We start from the raw sequence: 22,162 nt of genomic DNA, 5'->3' as shown, positions 1-22,162 counted from the left end.
CTCATCCCCAGAAGCAACCATGGACGGTCCGCGACCCGCCAGCGTCAGGGCGGCCGATGGGGGGTGGCAAGGGGACTCGACATCCATGACAATTCATGCCGATGGACAGTAAATACCACGCAGAGTAGACCGTGAAGCAAACCAAGAACAAGAAAGGAAAGGCATTTTGAAGGAGCCCGAGAACATCGTCCGGTACTGGCATGCAGTCGAGTTGCTGCAGCCGCAATCGGCCCCCAAGATCAAAAAACGCAGCAGCGCCTATGGTGCATTCCTTCACGATACGCCCTGCACGCGCCCTATCCCTCCTTGGGCACCCCAGAGCATCGTTAGCAAGCAGGCGCTTCCCGAGAAGCGCGAATGGAGCCATAGGCTCTATGCACACCTGTACGACAGCCGGCTCGTCGCCGCCGCGCTCCAGAAACTGTACGGCGCCGACCAGGGCTACCGCGAACCACAGCACCGAGAGTCTGCGATGTTCGCCGCGAAGTTCACCATGCGCGGGCAACTGGTGGAAGATAGTTTCGTGCTCTCCAGCGAGGCCTGGTTCCTCGGACGGGCGCTGGCGAGAAAGGACTGGACACGCGGATTCGAGGACGATCAGCGGGCCGCCGCCGAGCAGGCGCGAACGCAGCTACAAGGCCAGGTCTCCGGCGATGCGCTGCGGGACTTCACCCGGTGGGTGCTGCAGTTTCTCGGCGTGGCGGATTTCTTTGCGACTATTGAGCGCCCGCCACTGCGATTTTGTTCCCAACCTGTCAAACCCGACAAGCCCGCATCGGAGGACGATCCGCTCAACAGCTTCCTGCTCGACGACCTAGCCACCGTTGCTGACAGCCTCAGCAAGGGCGTGGCGAGCGAAGCGTTGAACCAATACCTGCGCCGCCACGATCCGCAACTGCGGCTGCATATCGACAGCGACGACGCCTCCCCATCGCTGATCGAGCGGCTTATGCCGCAGGCCCATGCCGATAGCTGCTGGCCCTCCGAACGGCACCTGGGGCTTGTGCATTCCCAGCAACTGGCCGTGAACACCGTTCTGTCCAAGCTCGCTGACGGACAGGGACTTCTAGGAGTCAATGGCCCGCCGGGCACGGGCAAAACGACCCTGCTGCGCGATTTGATAGCCGCCATCATCACCAGCCGGGCGGACGTGCTTGCCACGCTGCGCCGCGCATCCGACGGTTTTGCCAGCAACGCGCGCGAAACCGGCAACGATGGCGGTAAGGAGCGGGCTGCCTTCAAGCTCAATCCTTCGCTGTACGGCTTCGAGATCGTGGTCGCTTCGTCCAACAACGGCGCCGTGGAGAACGTCACCCTTGAACTGCCCCAGCGCGACAAGATCGACGAGAACTGGCTGCCCGAGGCCGAGCACTTCGCCGACCTGGGTGAGCTGATCACTGGCAAGCCGGCCTGGGGATTGATCTCTGGTGCGCTGGGCAGCAAGGCGCGGCGCAAGGCGTTCGTAGACCGCTACTTCTATGGGCAGAGTCCAGCGGCCGGCCAAGACAAGGTGGACAACAACGAGGAAGCCAGCGACGAAATCGACGATGAGAATGTCGCCAAGACCCTGTTTGCCGGCCCGGCCACCGCTGCCGAGACCAATGATCAGCAAGCATCTCAGCAACCGCTGAAGAAAGCGCCGCAAGGCCTGATGGCATGGTTGGGCGAGCACAGCCAGCGCAACAAGGAGCGCAGGCCGGAAGAACGCCAAGCCCTGTGGCAGCAGGCGGTCGCCGAGTACGAGAAGGCCAAGGCGCAGGTTCGCTTGGTATGCGCCGAAGCCTCCCGCATCCGCGCTCTGATCCAGACGCTGGAAACGACCAGGAAGAAGATCACCGAAACGACTGCCACCGTGCAGGCGCTTGAAAAGCGCTTGGCGCACACGGCGGAACAACAGGCACGCCTGGATGCCGATGAAGGTCGTCCCGCCAATGCGGCGTTCAAACATGCGCTGGAGGCGCTTGCCCAACACCAGGCCAGCAAACCAGGGTTCTGGGCGAACCTATGCAGTCTGTGGGGAGCGTCACGCACCTGGAACACTGCGCTGAAACTGCTGCAAGACCGGCATGGCCTCGCCAAGGCTGAGTTCGACCGCATCGCACGGCTTGCCAAGCAATTCGAGGACTCCAGGCAGCAACTGGATAGGCAGATCGCCAATGCGCAGCAGGCGTTGAAAAAAATGCGGGCGGAAGATCAATCCCTGACGCAACAGGCCAGCGATTTGGCTAGCGCTTGTCGAGCCGACCATCTACTGGCATGGCTGCGCGACGGCGTGATCGGCCGTGGCGACGCCATCGAACTGGCCGAACCCTGGCACATCGAGGGCTGGCGACAGGCCCGAGCGCGTGTCTTCATTCAGGCACTGAAGCTACATCGGACATTCTTCGAGCTGGAGGCGGCACGGATGCGCTTCAACCTGTTTCTGATCAACGCGATGTTGACCGGCGCGCACCTGCAGGGATTCTCGCGCGAGGCGATTCGCTCGGTTTGGGCCTCGTTGTTCATGGTCGTGCCGGTACTCAGCAGCACCTTTGCCTCGTTCGCAAGCTCTTTCCGCTCATTGGGGCCGGGGGAGATCGGCTGGCTGCTGGTGGATGAGGCCGGACAGGCCCTCCCGCAAGCGGCGGTGGGTGCGCTGTGGCGCTCCCGACGCGCGCTGCTGGTGGGCGATCCACTGCAAATCAAGCCCATCGTCACCGTGTCCGACGCTGTGCTGGAACACATGCGCACACGCTATCGCGTCGATGCGCATTGGCTCCCCAACAGACAGTCCGCGCAGACCTTGGCGGATCAGGCCACGACATGGGGCCGCCTGGCGGGGCCAGCCGACAGCAAGACGTGGGTGGGGTTGCCATTGGTCGTGCATCGGCGCTGCGACAAGCCGATGTACAGGCTGGCCAACCGTATCGCCTACGACGGTGCCATGGTGTATGGCACCCTCGCACCGCGCGCCGACAAAGAGACGCGCGCCCGCCTGCCGACGGGATGGATTCACGCCAGCGGAGCATCCGACGGGAACTGGGTGCCGGCCGAAGGAGAGGCCTTGCGGGCGCTGCTCGCCCTGTTGCGCGTGGATGGCGTGGATGCGGCCGAAATTTCGGTGATCACGCCCTTCAAGGCTGTTCAGGAAAACCTCAAACGCCTGCTCGGTGACTCGATGGTTTCCGGAACCATCCACGCCATGCAGGGCAAGGAGGCTCCAGTCGTTATCATGGTGCTGGGCGGCAATACCGAAGGTTCTGGCGCACGAGATTGGGCGGTCTCAGAGCCCAACCTGCTGAATGTGGCAGCGACGCGGGCCAAGCGACGTTTTTATGTTATCGGCGACCGGAACGACTGGCAGAACCGGTCGCTGTTTCGCGATGTCATGGATCTCTTGCCGCTCCAGTGCCTTCCCGAGTGCGAAGCGATAGTGGCGCCCTAACCTTAGTAATCGTGCTGGGCTGGGAGCGATGCGCGTGCGGGTCTTGCATAGATCCGCTGGAGGCAAGCGAAGCCGCAGCGCCATAGGCACGAAGGCGTGAGGGATTGAAGCCGAATGGTTGTGACGGCAAAGACGGCATGGGGCGCAGTCCGAAAGCCCGGCGGCGCATCGCGCCGACACGCCCCTGCTCCGAGACTGCTATTACGCCGCAGGTCAACTACATGAAGAAGTTGCCCTGATCGGAGTAACCCGCAGGCTCGATCCCAACATCTGCAATGCGCGACTGCAACGCACGCTTGCAGTGAACATCCTCGCCACCATCCTGAAGCCAGGCACCCAAGTGCCGCTCCACCCTACCAGAAGCCACCGCGTCCCCACTGCTCAAATCGCAATACCACTCCGGCTGAATGTCAGCTTTCTGAGGCTTGAGAACAACATTGATGGAAAGCTCGCCGCCGCTGATCGCATCCACACTGGCGACCGCCGGCAGATCCCCATCGAACACGAAGCGATGGGTGCTGCGCTCGCAGTGATGACTGTCTTCGGCACCACCGGGCCAGTTCTCGCCTTCCGACAGCCCGAACAGGCGCTGTTCGAGGCCAGCGTTGACAAGCCGACACCATCAGATTTCGCCAGACCCACCAGCGCGCGCTGCGCTGCGTTCGCAGCGGGAAGGTCTTGAACGGCGAATAGGAGCGCTTGAACTTCGGCAGCCGCAGGTCGTCGGGTGCGGCGTAGCCGAATTGCCGCAGGCGCTGCACCAGCCGGGCATTACTCGGCTTCTGCGCCTCTGCGGTTGCGCGGCCGGCAAGGGCTGCACGCAGCGCCGCATGGTTTTTGAATCCCAAGGCTGCGGCACCGGCTCGCCGGTTGCCGTCATATCGGCCACGACCTGCTCGACGATGCGGCGGATTCCGGACAAGGCGGCTCGGGCTCAAATACAAAGCCAGACATAATCACTCGCCCGAGTCACGGCGACATAGAGAGCGCGATGATAATCTTCGGCGCCGGACTTGCGGACCATGCCATACAGATCGCGGACATCGACAATCGAGCAATAAAATGTGCTGCCCTGCGATTTGTGCGCGGTCATGGCATAGCCGTGCATGACCGGCGCGCAGGCGCGCGTCACCGCCCAGGCCCGGCCGAATTCTTCTTCGCGCAGCCGGTGGTTTTGCTGCTCGCGGTAATGCGCCCAGGTTGCTGTCTTGATGCGGGTATGCTCGTCCGCATCGTCGGCGATATAGAATTCGACCTCGCCGTCCTCTGAAGTCGAGGTCAGTATTCGCCAGCTGGGGATATGCAGATAAGGGTGCTCCATCGCACGGCATTCGCGCACGATCATTTCAGTGTTGTTCTGAATGGAAATGGGTTTGAACCCGGCCGCGGCTTTTTCCCGTTCTTTGCGCTTGGCTTTGCCATGCCCATATGATGTTTTCCCGGGCGAAAGCATCGCCTCCCAGAATAGTTCGTCTCGCCACTCGCTGCCGCATCCGGCGGGGAACGCATGCAGCATCTCGCGCGCGATGATCGTTTCGCCGGACCAAAAGGGTGCGTCACCCGTGCCTTCTTGGCTCTCGTACAGGTCGGCCAGTTCCCGGTGCACGAAGGCGTTGTGCTGGTCGACGACGCGGTTGCGCCATGCGACGGCGCGAATATCTTGATCGGGCCTCGCGCGCCTGAGCTTGACGAGTCCTGCTCCGACATCCGAAACCGAGGCGATGCGGACCCGGCCAGCCAGATTATCGCTTTGCCGAACGACATATTCACGGACGCGTTCCGGCGTAAACACGCCCTCTGTGTCACCCTCGATATAACCACGGACGACTTGGGCGAACTGCACGATCGGATGGGGGCGTCCGGTCGCTTTCTGGCGCACGATCTCGTTCAGCTCGTGCTGCATGGAAACGGTTTCAAAGACGGGCGGGAGCCTCGCCAGCAAAGCGCTCGTGCCGGCGTTTTTATCGGGCTTGTCCTCGACTGGCAGCAACTGTCCCGGATCGCCGACATAGAGCACCCGAACATCGCTGTCCTGCATCGCTTCATGTATGTGATAGAGCAGGGTGTCGCCCACCATGGAAGATTCGTCGATCACGACCAACGGGTAATCGTCGAAGTATTCGTTGCCGGGGTTTCTGTCGATTTCCACCCGATAAGCGCCGAATCGGTCCTCTTTGAGACGCAGACCCAGCAACGCATGCAGGGTGCCCGTCCGGATGGCTATCTGGTCGCTGGTTTTGCCAGCGCTGGCGAGCGCAGCGTCCAGTTTGTCACGAATGACGGCGACGGCCTTGTGGGTCGGTGCGCAAACTGCGGTTTTGATGCCGAGTTCGGCTGCCAGCAGCACCGCCTGCACCAGCAGCCAGGTCTTGCCGGTACCGGCATAGCCCTTGAGCACGCATTCCCCGGGCGGCCCCCGCATGAAGCGGCGCAGGGCCTCGAACGCGCGCGCCTGATCTGCATTCATCGACACGGGAGGTGCCTGCGGTGCCAATGCAGCCGCCATATTAGAAGTCGTTCGAATCATGTCCGTCGCCCGAGCGCAGCGCAGGTGTGGAGCGCATCTGTGGTTGGTTTGGCGCGTGCCTTATCATGTGCCGGTAAAGATCGCTAATGTACCGATGCCAGCTATCGCCGACCGATGTCCGCAGAGCGAAGGACACGCCGGCCTGGACCATCTCCGTCGTGGGTTCAGTCGGTATACGGCACGCTTGCAGGGCCTCAATTTCAGAGTGCAGGCGAGCAATTTCTGCGTCCTTCTCACAAAATTTGCACTCGCGCTTGAGTCGTCCGTGTTCGCAAACAATATTCATTAGCTTGATTCCATTTCTGTGGCATCACCAGACCTTTTTATCGTCAGGAACCGGGCCGATGTAACGACGATAGGCCGAGATCCAGTCGTGCGCGATCATGTGCTGAGCGGCGGCGAGCGGCAGCCTGCCGGAACAGACCAGATGGTTGAGCTTGTTCTCGAGACGGTCCTTGGCATAGGACCCCCATCCGCCGGCAACGCGATGAGGCTCAGGCCAGAGGTTGCGAGGCGAAGACGGCGATCCGCCCAATTCGAGACTGATGAGATGGTCTTCCTCGAAGAACCACAACCGGTTCATACCGTGTGGGTAGTCGTATTCTCGAATCTGGCGCCGCTTGAGCGATTCGGTATACCGTTCAGGCGGTCGTATGCTTCTCGTATAGCCGCGCACACAAATGGTTTCGTGGATGTTCGCCTGGGTTACGGCAGGGTTGAGGGCACCCGGCGTGAGGCGCGGATTTGGCAGCGCATCGCGGCGCGGGAACACCGGGTGCCTGGCGTCGCGGTAGTCATGCCACCAGGCGCTGGCCGGCGACGTTGAGAACGCAGCGAACAGGGTGGCCGTCAGGAGAAACACGGGGCGCCAGTACATTAGAAAAGCTCCGAAAAAACCTATGTATCCACAGTTTACTGCGAGAGCGCGGAACGCAAGCCGATTGTGCAGGTTTTGATAGGCGGCACCCGCATCGCGATCTTTGATAGACTGGCTTCGAGGTGAAGCGATGCTACCGATCGGACATCTGTTGACGGGCGTTGAGGCGGCAAGTACCGCAGCCGGCAGCCTGTATCAAACTCACTGGGCCACCGCGCGCATGCGTCCTGGACGCCTGTGTCTCGAACCGCTGGTGTCCGCCAGCAGCCTGCGCCAGGTCTGCGGGGTTGAGATCCTGTACCGGCCGCAGTTCCCGTTTCGCGCAATGCCGTCGGAAGACAGCCGCCGCTGGCTATCGTGGTACCGCCATCTGGCCGACCGCGGCATGGCCTTTGCGCTCGACCGCGCGCCCTATGTCACTTTCAACCTGACCACCCGGCAATTGGCGGACGATCGAATCTATCGTGAAATCCAGCGCCTGCCGCTGCATGGGCGCATTGTCGTCGAATGGGTGGAAACGCCGGCCTTGCCAGCGCAGCTTGAGAAGGCCACGAAACGCTTGCATGCGCTGAAATCGGAGGGCGTAGGCGTCGCCATCGACGATGCCGGTGCGGGCCACGACTGGATGGACCGCGCGACCCGTGTGCGGCCCGACTGGATCAAGATCGATGGCGCGCTGTTTCAGGCCGGGGCGGCGGGCTACCGGAGTGCCGCAGACATCGCGTGCCGCGGGATCGTTGAGATCGCCCGAAACCTGGGCGCCGAGGTGGTGGCCGAGTGGGTGGAACGCGATGCGCATGTGGCCTACGCGCGAAAGATCGGGTGTCGATATCTGCAGGGGCGCTACTTCGACCGCGCACTGGAACGGCAGCTTGCCAGAATGGGCGCTTGATTTTAATTACGCCAAAAACAGATAACTTATTGAATCCATAAGTAACAGTGGTGCCGGGAGCGAGAATCGAACTCGCACTTCCTTGCGGAAACCAGATTTTGAGTCTGGCGCGTCTACCAGTTCCGCCATCCCGGCATGGACGCGGGAGTGTACCCGAATTTGTCGCGTAGGCAAATCGGCGCGTGTGGCGTGCTAACATCGCGCGCCATGTTGACCCGTGACTTCCATTACGATTTGCCCGAGACGCTGATCGCCCAGGCGCCGCAAGAGCCCAGGAGTGCCAGCCGGATGCTCGCGCTCGATGCCGGGCGCGGTCTTGTCGATAGTCTTGTCGCCGAGTTGCCCACCTTTCTGAGCGCGGGCGATTTGCTGGTGTTCAATGACACCCGTGTGATACCTGCCCGTTTGTTCGGGCAAAAGGAGACGGGCGGGCGCGTGGAGGTGTTGGTCGAACGCATCACCAGCGAATGCACCGCGCTGGCGCATGTGCGGGCCAGCAAGAGTCCGCCGGCGGGTAGTTTGCTGATGCTCGAAGGCGGGCTGGAAGTCTGCGTTCAGGGACGCGAGGGCGAGCTGTTCGTGCTTGAGTTCGTGGGTGTCCCCAGTGTATTGGATGCTCTGGAACGCCACGGTCACATGCCGTTGCCACCGTATATCCGACGCCAGGACACAGATGAGGATCGTGCGCGTTATCAGACGATATTTGCGCAACGCTCGGGGGCGGTGGCGGCGCCGACGGCTGGGCTGCACTTCGATGAGGGGCTGCTGGCGCGTATCCGCGAGCGAGGCGTGGAGACGGCGCGCGTAACCTTGCATGTGGGTGCGGGTACTTTCCAGCCGGTGCGCGTAAGCGATCCGACGCAGCATCATATGCATGCGGAATATGCCGAGGTCGATGAGGCCACCTGTGAGGCAGTGCGTGCCTGCCGCACCCGTGGCGGGCGCGTGGTGGCGGTCGGTACGACCTGTGTACGGAGTTTGGAAAGCGCTGCGGCGGATGGAGAATTGCGTCCATTCGCTGGCGATACCCGCCTGTTTATCACGCCGGGCTACCGCTTTCATGTGGTGGACGCTTTGGTGACCAATTTCCACTTGCCGGAATCGACGCTGCTGATGCTGGTCTGCGCCTTCGCGGGTTACGAGCCCGTGATGGCGGCTTACCGGCACGCGGTGTCCGAGTCCTACCGATTTTTCAGCTATGGCGATGCCATGTTTTTGACCCGAACCCGATGAAATTCGAACTATTGACCCAGGATGGCCCCGCCCGGCGCGGACGTTTGCACTTCCCGCGGGGCACGGTGGAGACGCCAGCCTTCATGCCGGTAGGCACCTATGGCACGGTCAAGGGCATGACACCCGAGGAACTGGAGGGGCTGGGGGCCGAGATCGTGCTCGGCAATACCTTCCATCTGATGCTGCGACCGGGTACTGAGATCATTGCGCGTCATGGCGACCTACATGATTTCATGCATTGGGAGCGACCGATCCTGACCGACTCCGGTGGTTTTCAGGTCTTTAGCCTTGCCAAGCTGCGTAAGCTCAGCGAGGAAGGGGTGAGCTTCCGCTCGCCGGTGAACGGTGACAAGGTGATGTTGACGCCGGAGCGTTCGATGGAGGTGCAACGCGCGCTGGGTTCCGACATTGTGATGATTTTCGACGAGTGCACGCCATATCCAGCCACGGAGGCTGAGGCGGGCGAGTCAATGCGTCTGTCGCTGCGTTGGGCGGCGCGCTCGCGGGTGGCGCATGGCGATAGTCCGGCGGCGTTGTTCGGCATCGTTCAGGGTGGCATGTACGAGGCGCTGCGCTTGGAGTCAGCTGCCGGGCTGCAGGGAATTGGCTTCGATGGTTATGCGATCGGCGGGCTTGCGGTTGGAGAGCCGGCGGAAGAGCGTCTGCGGACGCTGGAGGCGACTCTGCCGGCCTTGCCGGTCGATCGACCTCGCTATTTGATGGGTGTGGGCACGCCGGAGGACATCGTCGAGTCGGTGCAGCGCGGTGTGGATATGTTTGACTGCGTGATTCCGACGCGCAATGCCCGTAATGGTTTTTTGTACACCCGCAAGGGTGTGATGCGTATCCGCAACGCGCGTTTCGCCGACGACACCGGGCCGTTGGAGGCGGGTTGCGGCTGCTATACCTGCCGCCATTATTCGCGCGCCTACCTGCGGCATCTGGACAAGTGCGGCGAGATTCTCGGGGCACGACTGAATACGATTCACAATCTTCATTACTACCAGACGCTGATGCGCGAGCTGCGCGAGGCCATTGCGGCCGGGCGATTGGAGGCTTATGTGAGCGAGTTCCGGGCCCTGCGCGCAAATCCAGCCAACGCTGTGCCATAATACGCCGCCTTTGCGGGGGTACGGGCACCCTCGCACCTCACGATGCCTTTTTAAGGAGCGAGCGATGAGTTTTTTGATTCCTAACGCGTACGCCGAGGCGGGTGGCGCGGTCGCCTCCCAGCCGGGTGGTGGTCTCGACTTCATGATTTTGATCGCTATCATGTTCGCGGTGATGTATTTCATGATCATCCGTCCGCAAAGCAAGCGCGCCAAGGAGCACAAGCGCTTGGTCGAGGCGCTCTCCAAGGGCGATGAGGTGGTGACCACCGGCGGGATCGTCGGCAAGGTAACCACGGTTGGCGATAATTTCGTGCAGGTCGAGGTGTCGGAAGGTGTAGAGGTCAAGCTGCAGAAGCAGGCGGTGACCTCCGTGCTGCCCAAGGGCACGATCAAGGGCCTCTGACCCGACACCAGGACATACTGCCGGATGAACCGTTATCCCCTCTGGAAATACCTGCTGATCGTCGCCGTCATTGCGGTCGGGCTGCTTTATGCCCTGCCCAATCTTTACGGAGAAGATCCCGCGATCCAGATCTCCCATCGCGACACCCCGGTGAGCGCTGCTCTGGGTGGCGAGATTGGGACTGTTCTCGACAAGGACCACATACGTTACAAGCGTATCGAGCACGAAGGCGATACCTATCTGGTCCGTTTCTACGATACCGAGCAGCAGCTCAAGGCCATCGAGCCACTGAAAACCGCGTTGGGTAGTCGTTACGTGGTGGCGGTCAATCTTGCGCCAGCGACGCCTAAGTGGTTGCGGGATTTGAGTGCGCAACCGATGTATCTTGGCCTCGATCTGCGTGGCGGCGTGCATTTTTTACTGCAGATCGACATGGGTGCGGCGGTGGAGCAGGTGCTTGATCGCGACGAGACAGGCATGCGCCGTTTCCTGATGGCCCAGCAGATCCGTTACACGGAAGTCAGCCGAGATAAGGAAGCGTTATACATCCGCTTTCCTGACGCAACGCAGCGTGACAAGGCGGAGACGGCGCTGGGCACGGAATATACGGATCTCACGTTTTCGCCTGTCCAACGCGACGGGGTGCCCGCGCTTGCCGTACACATGAGTGCTGCTGCGCTGGCGGAGACCCAGCGTTATGCGATGGAACAGAACATCACGACATTACGTAATCGCGTGAACGAACTCGGTGTGTCCGAGCCGGTGATCCAGCAGCAGGGCAAGGACCGCATCGTGGTCGAGTTGCCGGGTGTGCAGGACACCGCGCGCGCCAAGGATATCCTCGGCGCTACGGCCGGGCTGGAGTTCAGGCTGGTGTCGCAGCAGGGCAATGCCGCGAACGTCGAGCGTACTGGGAATCTTCCCCCCAATACCCGCTTGTTTCATGAACGCAATGGTTCGCCGATCTTGCTGCAGCGCCACGTCATCCTGACCGGCGATTATGTGGTGAACGCAGCCTCGGGTTTTGCCCAGCAGAGCAATTCGCCTGCGGTATTCATCACCCTGAATGCCGAGGGCGCGCACCTGATGAGCGATGCCACGCGCAATAATGTCGGCCGAATGATGGCGGTGGTCTACATCGAGAGCAAACCGGTGACGCATATGGTCGCCGGCAAAAAGGTCGTGAGTCACCAGAAGAGCGAAGAGGTCATCAACGTGGCGCGTATCCAGGAACAACTGGGTAAACGCTTCCAGATCACGGGCCTCGACAGCCCTCAGCAGGCCCGCAACCTGTCACTGCTGTTGCGCGCAGGCTCCCTGGCCGCGCCGATGACTATTATCGAAGAGCGTACCGTTGGCCCGAGCCTGGGCAAGGAAAATATCCAGCAAGGCTTCAATTCGGCGGTGATCGGCTTCCTGCTCGTGGTGCTGTTCATGGCGGTGTATTACCGTATCTTCGGACTGGTCGCCAACCTCGCATTGATCGCCAATGTGGTGCTCATCGTCGCCGTGATGTCGATGATCCAGGCAACGCTGACATTGCCGGGTATCGCAGGTATCACCCTGACCGTTGGTATGGCAGTGGACGCCAACGTGCTGATTTTCGAGCGAATACGTGAAGAACTACGCAACGGAAACACGCCTCAGGCGAGCATCCACGCAGGTTATGAGCGTGCCTTCGGTACCATTGCGGACTCCAATATCACGACGCTGATCGCGGCGGTGATGCTGTTCGCCTTTGGTTCTGGGCCCGTGAAGGGTTTCGCGGTCACGCTCTCGATCGGTATCGTGACCTCCATGTTTACCGCCATCATGGGTACGCGGGCGGTTATCAACCTTGTATATGGTCGTCGGCGCGTCAAGAGCCTGGCCATCTGAGAGCGCGACACAGCATGTTTCAGTTCAAACAGACCCACATCAATTTCATGAGCAAACGCCATTTGTGGATGGCGATGTCCGTGATACTGGTGATTCTCTCTATCGTGGCCTTGGCTACGCGCGGACTGAATTTCGGCATCGATTTCACCGGCGGCACCGTGGTCGAGGTGCATTACGACAAGGTCGTGCCGCTGTCAAAGGTGCGCGAGAGTCTGCATGCACATGGCTTTAAGGACGCACAGGCCACCAATATTGGTACGGCGCAGGACGTGATGATCCGGGTGGCGCCTAAGCTGCATGAAGACCGCTCCAAGATCGGCGATCAGGTGCTTTCCGTGCTACAGGCGTCGGCCGGGGGGCAGGTCGTGTTGCGCAAGGTGGAATTCGTCGGGCCGGTCGTCGGCAAGGAATTGCGACAGGATGGTAGCTTGGCGCTGCTATATACCATGATTGCGATCCTGGTCTATGTCGCCTTTCGCTTCGAATACCGCCTGGCCATCGGTGCGGTCATCGCTTCGATGCACGACATTATCGTGACCCTGGGCGTGTTCGCGATCACCCAATACGAATTCAATCTGACGGTGCTCGCGGCTTTGCTCGCGCTGCTCGGCTATTCGCTCAACGATACGATTGTGGTCTATGACCGTATTCGGGAGAATTTCCGCAGAATGCGCAAAGGTTCTCCCGTGGAGGTGGTCAATACGGCGGTGAACCAGACTCTGTCGCGTACCGTGATGACCTCGCTCACGGTGGTGTTGGTGTTGCTTTCGCTATTCTTCCTAGGCGGTAGTGTGATCCACAATTTCTCCGTGGCGCTGCTGGTGGGTGTGGTCTTCGGTACCTATTCCTCTGTGTATATCGCCAGTTCGCTGGCGTTGCTGCTCGGTATCAGCAAGGCCGATCTGATGCCGGTGAAGAAGGGCGAGGTCGACGACCGGCCTTGATGTGCTCGGGCTTGTGGGAAGAGCGGGGGCTCTAGGTGCCCCACGCTTCCTTCTCCGGTCCGCGCGCGTGCTTCCGGCGGGCAAAGAAGGGGTAGGGGCTTCAGTCCTTCTTCATGCCCTGATGGATATTGCCAAGCATATGACGCAACACCTTAGGGCTGGCCGCGACGATGTCACCGCTATCGGCATAGCGATCCCCGCCGGAAAAGTCGCTGACTAGACCGCCAGCTTCCATCACCAGCAAAGCCCCGGCGGCTAGATCCCAGGGCATCAACCCGGATTCCCAGTAGCCGTCTAGGCGACCCGCCGCGACATAAGCCAGATCGAGCGCGGCGGAGCCTGCGCGTCGGATGCCGGCGGGCTGCCCGACGAAGCTGCGCAGGATCTTGAGGTAGCCGTCGATTTCCTGGTGTTCCCTGAAGGGGATCCCTGTGCCGATCAGTGCGCCATCTAAGCCGGCACGGGTGCTGACGCGGATGCGGCGATTGTTCAGGGTGGCGCCCGCACCACGCGTGGCGGCGAACATTTCGTCCTTGAATGGGTCGTAGACTACGCCCTGTTCCAGGCGATCGCGGTAACGCAATGCGATGGAGACGGCATACTGCGGGAAGCCGTGGAGATAATTAGTGGTGCCATCGAGTGGGTCGATCACCCACTCGTATTCGTTGCCGTCGATGTGGCCGCTTTCCTCCGCGAGGATGCCGTGATCGGGGTAAGCCTTGCGCAGGGTTCGTATAATGACCTCTTCAGCTTGGCGGTCGATCTCGCTGACGAAGTCGTTGCGCTGCTTGCTCTCGATCGTCAATGTATCGATGCGCTCGCTGCTGCGGAGCAGGACTGTACCAGCCGCACGAGCGGCCTTGATGGCGGTATTAAGAAAAGGATGCATGATGCTTGATCGAATCAAAACGGGGGCGAAAGAATACCAGACTCAGGTCTGGATTGATGCCACATTCTGGTATGAGGGCGCCCAGCATGATTGATCTGGAGGAGATTCGGATCGTACTGGTGGCGCCTTCGCACCCCGGCAACATCGGTGCGGCGGCTCGTGCGATGAAAACCATGGGGCTGTCACGGCTGTATCTCGTGTCACCCGAGTCGTATCCCCATGCAGAGGCCACCGCACGTGCTTCGGGTGCAGACGACGTGCTCGCGCGGGCGCTGGTCTGTCAGGATTTGGACGAGGCTTTGCGTGGGGTGACGTTGGTGCTGGGTACCAGCGCGCGTGCACGCAGTCTGGAGTGGCCGACGATTCCGCCACGACAGGCGGCCGAACGTATTAATGCCGAGTCGGGTGGGGAGGCTGCGATTGTCTTCGGCCGCGAGCGTAGCGGATTGACGAACTCGGAGCTTGAGCGATGCCATTACCGCGTGCATATCCCAGCCAACCCGGAATACAGTTCGCTGAATCTTGCGGCGGCGGTGCAGTTGTTATGTTACGAGCTGGCATTGGCCGCGGAAGCGGGGCCGGTCGACGACCCGACGCCCGCAATATCGGAAGAAGATCCGCGCGAGGCTTACGCGGAGCAGATCGAAGTCGAACGGTTTTACGTGCATCTTGAGGCGGCGTTGGCTGAGATCGAGTTTCTTGATCGTGAGAATCCACGTCAGCTCATGCGACGCCTGAAACGCTTGTTCAACCGCACACGCTTGCTGCGCACCGAGGTCAATCTGCTGCGTGGTATCCTGACCGCCGCACAGCGCCAAGCCAAGCTGGCGCGCGGCGGCTAGCGGGCATCGTTCCCGACGGCCCACTGAGGAATTATTCATGTTTGATCGTCTGCGTGAGGACGTTCGTTGCGTTTTAGAGCGGGATCCCGCGGCGCGCACCACCTTTGAGGTGCTGACGACCTATCCGGGCTTGCACGCGGTGCTGATCCACCGTGGAAGCCATCGCCTATGGTATCTGGGCATGCGCTGGCCCGCCCGCATGCTGTCCGCCTTCGGACGTTGGTGGACGGGCGTTGAAATACACCCGGGCGCGACCATCGGTCGGCGTTTTTTCATTGATCACGGCATGGGCGTGGTCATCGGCGAAACCGCTGAGATTGGCGACGATTGCACGCTCTATCATGGCGTGACGCTCGGCGGTACCTCCTGGAAACCGGGTAAGCGCCATCCGACGCTGGGCAACAACGTTGTTGTCGGCGCAGGCGCCAAGATTCTCGGGCCGCTACACCTGGGGGACGGTAGTCGTGTCGGCTCGAATGCAGTCGTACTCAAGGATGTGCCTGCTCACGCAACCGCAGTCGGCATTCCGGCGCATATCGTTCGCCAGCGTACGGGCGAGGATGCGGAGCGTCGGCAGGCACTCGCGAGCCGGCTGGGTTTCGATGCCTACGGCGTCACTCGTGATGCGCCGGACCCGGTCGCGCATGCGATCGACTGTCTATTGGATCACACGCATCTGGTCGATGAGCGTTTGGCTCAGCTTTGTCAGACAGTGCGCGACCTCGGTGGTGAAGTCGACGCGGGCAAGTTGCCTCCGATCGTCAATTGCGAACTCGATAGTCGCGTGACCGAACCATCTGAAATAGATAGGGATGAAGCGCGCCCATCCGCCCCGCCTAATAGTTGACTGTTTCGCTATGTTATTGCTAGTCTAGCTCAAGAGTTGTCTAGGGGTTCGCAATGAAACTGACCACGAAAGGCCGTTATGCCGTGACCGCGATGCTGGATCTCGCACTGCACAACGACGCGGGACCGGTGACGTTGGCAGATGTTTCCTCACGGCAGGGTATCTCTCTGTCTTATTTAGAACAGTTGTTTTCGCGGCTACGCAAATCGAATCTGGTAGTGAGTACGCGCGGCCCTGGTGGTGGCTACAACCTTGCGCGTGACGCGGATGCGATTGCGGTCGGTCATGTGATCAGTGCGGTAGACGAGGTGATCGATGCGACCCGCTGCGGTGGTGAGAGCGATTGCCAAAACCGTGAGCGTTGCTTGACGCACGACTTGTGGAGTGATCTTAGCGACCAGATACGCGAATTTCTCGGTGGCGTCAGCCTGGGAGCGCTGATGCGCCGACAAGGCGTCCGCGAGGTGGCGGAGCGCCAGATTGCGATGCATCACCAGCGTCTGCGCATCTCTGAGAACGCTCAGGAAACGGTCACGGTCACGGTTGGTACGCAAACCAGCATTTGAATCTGTTAGGGATGAGGCGAGCGATGGACGTAGTAAAGGTACCGGTATATTTGGACTATTCGGCGACGACGCCGGTGGACGGTCGTGTTGCGGATTTGATGTGCGGGTATTTGACGCGGGAAGGTGTATACGGTAATCCGGCGTCGCGCAGCCACAGTTTTGGCTGGTCGTCGGAAGCGGCGGTCGAGAATGCGCGGGCTGAAGTGGCGCGATTGCTCAATGCCGACCCGAAGGAGATCGTATGGACCAGCGGCGCGACCGAGTCTGACAACCTAGCGCTGAAGGGCGCGATGCATTTTTACCAGCGCAAAGGGCGACACCTGGTGACGTGCAAGACCGAGCACAAGGCCGTGCTCGACAGCTGTCGGCAGCTGGAGCGAGAAGGTTACGAAGTGACCTATCTTGATCCCGAGCCGAGCGGTCTGATCGACCAAGGCAAGCTTGAGGCCGCGCTGCGCGAAGACACCGTACTGGTCTCGCTGATGCACGTGAACAACGAGACCGGAGTGATCCAGGACCTGGCCGCGATCGGGGCATTGACGCGGGCCCGTGGCGTACTGCTACACGTAGACGCCGCCCAGTCTGCAGGCAAGATTCCGCTCGACGTCCAGGCGCTGGAAGTCGACCTGGTCAGCGTATCGGGACACAAGATGTACGGTCCCAAAGGGATCGGTGCGCTATACGTCCGGCGCAAGCCGCGTGTCCGACTGGAAGCGCAGATGCACGGCGGGGGTCACGAGCGCGGGATGCGATCTGGCACCCTGGCGACCCACCAGATCGTCGGCATGGGCGAAGCCGCGCGGCTAGCGCGTGAAGAGATGGGCGCCGACCTCGAACGGATACGCGGGCTGCGCGACCGGCTGTGGAACGGCGTCAACGACCTTGAAGAAGTGTATCTCAACGGCGACATGGCGCACGGCTATGCCGGGATACTCAACGTCAGCTTTGCCTACGTTGAAGGCGAGAGCCTGCTGATGGCGCTCAAGGACTTGGCCGTCTCCTCGGGTTCCGCATGCACCTCGGCGAGTCTTGAGCCGAGCTACGTCCTGCGCGCCCTGGGCCGCGACGACGAACTGGCGCACAGCTCGATTCGCTTCTCGATCGGTCGTTACACGAATGCCGCCGAGATTGACTACGCGATTGCCCAGGTACGTAGCGCGGTGAGCAAGCTGCGCGAGCTATCGCCGTTGTGGGAGATGTACCAGGACGGCGTGGACATCAAAAGCATTCAATGGGCTGCGCACTAAGGCAGCGAGACGGATAGAACGGAGGACCTGAAGATGGCCTACAGCGACAAGGTAATAGATCACTACGAGAACCCGCGTAACGTGGGCACCCTGGACAAGGGCGACGCGAGCGTGGGGACCGGCATGGTGGGTGCCCCGGCGTGTGGCGACGTGATGAAGCTACAGATCCGGGTGAACGCATCGGGCGTGATCGAGGACGCCAAGTTCAAGACGTACGGGTGTGGTTCTGCGATTGCGAGTTCGAGCCTGTTGACGGAATGGGTCAAGGGCAAGACGCTGGCGGAAGCGGGCTCGATCAAGAACACGCAGATCGCCGAAGAGCTGGCATTGCCGCCGGTGAAGATTCACTGTTCGGTGTTGGCGGAGGACGCGATCAAGGCCGCGATCGAGGACTACCAGAACAAGCAGGACGTCAACACACAGCAGGCACAGTCCGCTTGAACAACGCGCTGAATACTTTGGAGGTGAAGCCAGTGGCGATTTCTCTGACTGAATCGGCGGCCAACCGTATGCGAACCTTCATGGCGAATCGCGGTGCGGGGGTGGGCGTGCGCCTTGGTGTGAAAACTACCGGGTGTTCCGGCATGGCTTATGTCATGGAATTTGCCGATTCGCTCGATGAGGGTGATGAGGTTTTCGATAATCAAGGCGTGAAGATCGTGATCAACGCCAAGAGCTTGGTCTATCTCGACGGGACCGAACTGGATTATGTCCGCGAGGGCTTGAATGAGGGATTCAAGTTCTCAAACCCGAACGAGAAAAATCGCTGCGGCTGCGGTGAAAGCTTCAATGTCTAGCGTTGGAGCGCCCCGATGGATCTAAGTGGATTCGATTTCGGGCGCGACTATTTCGAGCTGTTCGGTCAACCGAGGCTTTTCGCGATTGACCCGACCGCCCTCGATACTCGTTATCGTGAACTCCAAGGTCTATACCATCCCGACCGGCATGCCGGTGGCGAGGCACGTGACCGGCGGCTGGCCGTGCAGGCCTCGGCCTGGGTCAACGAGGGTTATCAGACGCTGCGCGATCCGGCACGCCGGGCGCGCTATCTGCTGGAGCTTGCGGGTGTTTCGTTCGACGATGAGCGTGACACGACCTCGGATACCGACTTCTTGATGCGGCAGCTGGAGCTGCGTGAGACGTTGGAGGCGACTGCGGATGCCGAAAATCCGCTCGCGGCGCTGGAAGTGCTGATGAGCGGGTTGCGCGAAGATTGCGAGCTTTTGTTCGAACACTTTAATGAAGCTTACACGGTGGGCGAACTGGACGACGCCAAGCGCGCGGTGCTCCAGCTGCGTTTCTACGCGCGCCTTCTCAATGAGGCTGATCAAATGGCTGAGCGGCTGGAAGATCAAGACGCCTAACCCCACCTCGAACCGACTGAAAACATACCTGAGCCATGTCATTACTCCAGATTGCCGAACCCGGCATGTCCACCGCGCCCCATGCTCATCGCCTTGCGGCGGGCATCGATCTCGGGACCACCAATTCGCTGGTGGCCTCGGTACGTAGTGGCGTGCCGGAAACGCTTGCCGATGAAGCAGGCAGGCATATCCTGCCCTCAGTCGTACGCTATCGTGCGGGCGCCGATCCTGTCGTCGGCGAGGTCGCCAAATCCGCCGCAGTCGACGATCCGCTCAATACATTGGCCTCGATCAAGCGACTGATGGGGCGGGCTGCAGGGGATTTGAAGACCCTGGCCGGCCATGTGCCCTATCAGTTCGTTCCGGGCGAATCCACGGTCCCGCGTATACGTACCGCAGCCGGCGATGTGACGGCCGTCGAGGTTTCGGCGGAAATCCTGCGCAGCTTGCGCGCTCGTGCAGAGGCTTCGTTGGGCGACGAACTCGCGGGTGTGGTGATTACGGTGCCGGCCTATTTCGACGACGCCCAGCGTCAGGCCACCAAGGATGCCGCGCGTCTGGCTGGACTTAACGTGTTCCGCCTGCTGAACGAGCCGACGGCCGCTGCGGTAGCCTACGGTCTGGATCAGGGGGGAGATGGCCTGATTGCGGTCTACGACCTGGGCGGTGGAACCTTCGATATTTCGGTGCTGCGTCTTAATCGAGGCGTGTTTGAAGTGTTGGCCACAGGGGGTGACAGCGCCCTAGGTGGGGACGATTTCGATCGTGAGATCGCGGCTTGGATGATGGCCGAAGCCGGGCTCGATGCCTCGGCGGACCACTACACCATGCGTCGTCTGATGCGTGAGGCCTGCGCTGCGAAGGAAGCACTGACCGACGCAGAGGTCGTCGATGTCGCGCTCGATCTTGACGATGGGCGCCGTTGGGAGGGTCGCTTGACTCGCGAGCGCCTCGATGCGTTGCTTGACCCATTGATCCAAAAAACCCTGGCCGCATGCCGCCGCGCACTGCGCGATGCCGGTGTATCGCAGGAGGCGATCGGTGATGTGGTCATGGTGGGTGGCTCGACCCGCGTGCCGCGTGTGCGTGAACGTGTCGAGACTTTCTTCGGCAGGCAGCCTCGCGTCGATATCGATCCTGACAAGGTCGTGGCCGTGGGGGCTGCGATTCAGGCGGACATTCTGGCCGGCAATAAACCCGACGGTGAGTTGCTGCTGCTTGATGTGATCCCCTTGTCTTTGGGCATCGAGACGATGGGTGGGCTGGTCGAAAAAATCATTCCGCGCAATACCACGATTCCGGTGGCGCGCGCGCAGGAATTCACCACCTTCAAAGACGGACAGAGCGCGATGGCAATCCACGTGCTGCAGGGCGAGCGGGAGCTGGTCGACGATTGTCGCTCGCTGGCGCGTTTCGTATTGTCCGGTCTGCCGCCATTGGTGGCGGGTGCCCCGCGTATTCGCGTGACCTTCCAAGTGGATGCGGATGGCCTGGTCGGCGTGACTGCCGAAGAATTGACCAGCGGGGTGCAAGCTGGCGTGGAGGTTAAGCCGTCCTACGGGCTTGCCGAGGAGGAGATCGAACAAATGCTGCTCGCCTCCATCGAACATGCGCGCGATGACATGCTTGCGCGTCGTCGACGGGAGGAGCAGGTCGATGCCGCCCGCGTCATCGAGGCGTTGGATGCCGCTTTGGCCGCGGATGGCGAGCGTCTGCTTAACGACATCGAGCGCTCTGCCATCGAATCGGCGCGCGCCGAGCTGGAGCGTTGCCGGACGAGCGATGATCCGGATGTAATCCGTCGTGCCATCGAGGCGGTCGAGGAGGCGAGTCGAGATTTTGTGGCCAGGCGCATGGATTCGGCGATCCGTTCGGCCATGTCCGGCCACCGCGTCGACGAATTTTGATAATGAAGGAGGCCAGGGAGACCTGGTTTCCACCGGGGGCTCAGGAGATCATATGCCGCGTATTACATTTCTGCCGCACACCAACTTATGCCCCGATGGCAAGGTCATCGAAGTTGAGAGCGGTACCACTATCTGCGATGCCGCGCTTGCCAACGGCATCGAAATCGAACATGCCTGTGAAAAGGCCTGTGCCTGTACGACCTGTCATGTCTACGTGCGCAAGGGTATGGATTCGCTTAAGGATCCGAGCGAGGACGAAGAAGACATGCTCGACAAGGCCTGGGGTCTGGAGCCAGATTCTCGGTTGAGCTGCCAAAGTGCGGTGGGTGACGATGATCTTGAGATCGAAATCCCCCGCTATACCCTCAATCTGGCTTCCGAAAACCATTGACGGATTAGGAATATCGCCCATGACGCTTACCTGGAAGGACAGCCTGGAAATCGCAATCGCGCTAGACGAGACTCATCCGGACGTCGACCCGCGTTTTGTGCGCTTCACCGATTTGCACGCATGGATTTGCGCACTGGATGGCTTCGAGGATAATCCGGAGCGCTCGAATGAGCGGATATTGGAGGCGATTCAGATGGCCTGGATGGAAGAGCGGAGCTAGTGCGTTGTCAGGGTGGCTTGACAGCGAGTAAACTTACCGCCCCTATGGGCACGAAGAACCCGCGTCAGACGCGGGTTCTTCGCATGGGTCTACAGTAGACGACGATTGTTCTGTATGGCGTCTTGAAGTTATTTATCGACGGAAGGGAGTATTGAATCAATGGCGGTTGAACGCACGCTATCCATCATCAAGCCTGATGCGGTAGCCAAAAACATCATCGGCGAAATTTACAGCCGTTTCGAGCGCGCTGGACTGAAGATCGTTGCCGCCCGCATGCTGCACCTGCCGCGCGAGCAGGCCGAGGCGTTCTATGCGGTGCATAAAGAACGTCCATTCTTCAAGGATCTGGTGGATTTCATGATTTCCGGTCCCGTGATGGCCCAGGTGCTCGAGGGAGAGAATGCCGTTGCCCGCCATCGTGAGATCATGGGTGCAACCGATCCCAAGCAAGCGGAGCCGGGCACCATCCGTGCGGATTTCGCAGATTCCATAGACGAAAACGCGGTGCATGGTTCCGATGCGGTCGACACGGCGAGCCAGGAAGTGAATTTCTTCTTCGGTCCCGATGAAGTCTGCGCGCGTACGCGCTGAGCCCTATC

At 60.7% G+C, this 22,162-nt stretch carries 22 protein-coding genes and 1 tRNA gene; 18 read left to right on the top strand and 5 right to left on the bottom strand.

The window, feature by feature from the left end; translation table 11 throughout:
• Nucleotides 1-166: 166 nt before the first annotated feature.
• The gene (locus BI364_RS09965; protein WP_070078603.1) at nucleotides 167-3,424 is read left to right on the top strand and encodes a DEAD/DEAH box helicase; all 3,258 of its coding nucleotides are present in this window, start codon (nucleotides 167-169) and stop codon (nucleotides 3,422-3,424) included.
• 217 nt (nucleotides 3,425-3,641) lie between these two features.
• Here the strand turns inward: BI364_RS09965 and BI364_RS09960 are convergent, their stop codons facing one another.
• The 3 genes from BI364_RS09960 to BI364_RS09945 form a co-directional block, all read right to left on the bottom strand.
• Nucleotides 3,642-3,929 carry a hypothetical protein gene (locus tag BI364_RS09960; protein ID WP_070078602.1) on the bottom strand — a complete coding sequence of 96 codons (288 nt, stop codon included), beginning with the start codon at nucleotides 3,927-3,929 and terminating at the stop codon, nucleotides 3,642-3,644.
• Nucleotides 3,930-4,358: 429 nt separating this feature from the next.
• The gene (locus tag BI364_RS09955) at nucleotides 4,359-5,891 is read right to left on the bottom strand and encodes an ATP-dependent DNA helicase (RefSeq protein ID WP_267887980.1); all 1,533 of its coding nucleotides are present in this window, start codon (nucleotides 5,889-5,891) and stop codon (nucleotides 4,359-4,361) included.
• Between the two features lie 370 nt (nucleotides 5,892-6,261).
• Nucleotides 6,262-6,828: a hypothetical protein gene (locus BI364_RS09945; protein ID WP_197495666.1), complete on the bottom strand. Its 567-nt coding sequence runs from the start codon at nucleotides 6,826-6,828 to the stop codon at nucleotides 6,262-6,264.
• Between the two features lie 130 nt (nucleotides 6,829-6,958).
• Between BI364_RS09945 and BI364_RS09940 the strand changes: the two genes are divergently transcribed.
• Nucleotides 6,959-7,720 carry an EAL domain-containing protein gene (locus BI364_RS09940; protein WP_070078599.1) on the top strand — a complete coding sequence of 254 codons (762 nt, stop codon included), beginning with the start codon at nucleotides 6,959-6,961 and terminating at the stop codon, nucleotides 7,718-7,720.
• 48 nt (nucleotides 7,721-7,768) lie between these two features.
• On the opposite strand, the gene BI364_RS09935 is transcribed toward BI364_RS09940, so the two are convergent.
• Nucleotides 7,769-7,855, bottom strand: a tRNA-Leu gene (locus tag BI364_RS09935).
• A gap of 72 nt (nucleotides 7,856-7,927) precedes the next feature.
• Between BI364_RS09935 and queA the strand changes: the two genes are divergently transcribed.
• The 5 genes from queA (at nucleotide 7,928) to secF (ending at nucleotide 13,290) form a co-directional block, all read left to right on the top strand.
• Nucleotides 7,928-8,953, top strand: coding sequence for a tRNA preQ1(34) S-adenosylmethionine ribosyltransferase-isomerase QueA (queA, locus tag BI364_RS09930; protein WP_070078598.1), 1,026 nt, complete (start codon nucleotides 7,928-7,930; stop codon nucleotides 8,951-8,953).
• Complete coding sequence (gene tgt / locus BI364_RS09925) at nucleotides 8,950-10,065, top strand: tRNA guanosine(34) transglycosylase Tgt (protein ID WP_070078597.1); 1,116 nt, start codon at nucleotides 8,950-8,952, stop codon at nucleotides 10,063-10,065. The genes queA and tgt overlap by 4 nt, the downstream gene beginning before the upstream one ends.
• Nucleotides 10,066-10,129: 64 nt before the next feature.
• Nucleotides 10,130-10,468, top strand: coding sequence for a preprotein translocase subunit YajC (gene yajC, locus BI364_RS09920; RefSeq protein WP_070078596.1), 339 nt, complete (start codon nucleotides 10,130-10,132; stop codon nucleotides 10,466-10,468).
• A 24-nt stretch (nucleotides 10,469-10,492) separates the two neighbouring features.
• The gene (gene secD / locus BI364_RS09915; protein WP_070078595.1) at nucleotides 10,493-12,346 is read left to right on the top strand and encodes a protein translocase subunit SecD; all 1,854 of its coding nucleotides are present in this window, start codon (nucleotides 10,493-10,495) and stop codon (nucleotides 12,344-12,346) included.
• Nucleotides 12,347-12,360: 14 nt separating this feature from the next.
• Nucleotides 12,361-13,290 carry a protein translocase subunit SecF gene (gene secF / locus BI364_RS09910; protein WP_070078594.1) on the top strand — a complete coding sequence of 310 codons (930 nt, stop codon included), beginning with the start codon at nucleotides 12,361-12,363 and terminating at the stop codon, nucleotides 13,288-13,290.
• A gap of 100 nt (nucleotides 13,291-13,390) precedes the next feature.
• Here the strand turns inward: secF and BI364_RS09905 are convergent, their stop codons facing one another.
• The gene (locus tag BI364_RS09905) at nucleotides 13,391-14,179 is read right to left on the bottom strand and encodes an inositol monophosphatase family protein (protein ID WP_070078593.1); all 789 of its coding nucleotides are present in this window, start codon (nucleotides 14,177-14,179) and stop codon (nucleotides 13,391-13,393) included.
• 86 nt (nucleotides 14,180-14,265) lie between these two features.
• On the opposite strand from BI364_RS09905, the gene BI364_RS09900 reads away from it, so the two are divergent.
• From BI364_RS09900 to ndk, 11 genes are all read left to right on the top strand, one after another.
• Nucleotides 14,266-15,021, top strand: a complete 756-nt coding sequence (locus tag BI364_RS09900; RefSeq protein ID WP_070078592.1) for an RNA methyltransferase — start codon at nucleotides 14,266-14,268, stop codon at nucleotides 15,019-15,021.
• Between the two features lie 37 nt (nucleotides 15,022-15,058).
• The gene (gene cysE / locus BI364_RS09895; protein ID WP_070078591.1) at nucleotides 15,059-15,868 is read left to right on the top strand and encodes a serine O-acetyltransferase; all 810 of its coding nucleotides are present in this window, start codon (nucleotides 15,059-15,061) and stop codon (nucleotides 15,866-15,868) included.
• Between the two features lie 53 nt (nucleotides 15,869-15,921).
• A complete protein-coding gene (locus tag BI364_RS09890) occupies nucleotides 15,922-16,434 on the top strand; it encodes an Rrf2 family transcriptional regulator (protein WP_070078590.1) in 513 nt (170 codons plus the stop codon).
• Nucleotides 16,435-16,457: 23 nt separating this feature from the next.
• Nucleotides 16,458-17,681 (top strand): IscS subfamily cysteine desulfurase, encoded by a 1,224-nt coding sequence (locus BI364_RS09885; RefSeq protein WP_070078589.1) that lies wholly within the window; start codon nucleotides 16,458-16,460, stop codon nucleotides 17,679-17,681.
• 33 nt (nucleotides 17,682-17,714) lie between these two features.
• Nucleotides 17,715-18,122: a Fe-S cluster assembly scaffold IscU gene (gene iscU / locus BI364_RS09880; protein ID WP_070078503.1), complete on the top strand. Its 408-nt coding sequence runs from the start codon at nucleotides 17,715-17,717 to the stop codon at nucleotides 18,120-18,122.
• Nucleotides 18,123-18,154: 32 nt separating this feature from the next.
• On the top strand, nucleotides 18,155-18,478 hold the full coding sequence (iscA, locus tag BI364_RS09875; protein WP_070080008.1) for an iron-sulfur cluster assembly protein IscA: 324 nt from the start codon (nucleotides 18,155-18,157) through the stop codon (nucleotides 18,476-18,478).
• 15 nt (nucleotides 18,479-18,493) lie between these two features.
• Nucleotides 18,494-19,045, top strand: coding sequence for a Fe-S protein assembly co-chaperone HscB (gene hscB / locus BI364_RS09870; protein WP_070078588.1), 552 nt, complete (start codon nucleotides 18,494-18,496; stop codon nucleotides 19,043-19,045).
• 35 nt (nucleotides 19,046-19,080) lie between these two features.
• A complete protein-coding gene (hscA, locus tag BI364_RS09865) occupies nucleotides 19,081-20,952 on the top strand; it encodes a Fe-S protein assembly chaperone HscA (protein ID WP_070078587.1) in 1,872 nt (623 codons plus the stop codon).
• A 52-nt stretch (nucleotides 20,953-21,004) separates the two neighbouring features.
• A complete protein-coding gene (gene fdx, locus BI364_RS09860; RefSeq protein WP_070078586.1) occupies nucleotides 21,005-21,343 on the top strand; it encodes an ISC system 2Fe-2S type ferredoxin in 339 nt (112 codons plus the stop codon).
• Nucleotides 21,344-21,362: 19 nt separating this feature from the next.
• A complete protein-coding gene (gene iscX / locus BI364_RS09855; RefSeq protein WP_070078585.1) occupies nucleotides 21,363-21,563 on the top strand; it encodes a Fe-S cluster assembly protein IscX in 201 nt (66 codons plus the stop codon).
• Between the two features lie 159 nt (nucleotides 21,564-21,722).
• Nucleotides 21,723-22,154: a nucleoside-diphosphate kinase gene (gene ndk / locus BI364_RS09850; RefSeq protein WP_070078584.1), complete on the top strand. Its 432-nt coding sequence runs from the start codon at nucleotides 21,723-21,725 to the stop codon at nucleotides 22,152-22,154.
• Nucleotides 22,155-22,162: the final 8 nt, after the last annotated feature.

This window comes from Acidihalobacter yilgarnensis, from assembly GCF_001753245.1.
Taxonomy (GTDB): Bacteria; Pseudomonadota; Gammaproteobacteria; order DSM-5130; family Acidihalobacteraceae; genus Acidihalobacter; species Acidihalobacter yilgarnensis.
The sequence above is the reverse complement of the archived record's forward strand: the minus strand, read 5'-3'. Positions and strand labels throughout refer to the sequence as shown.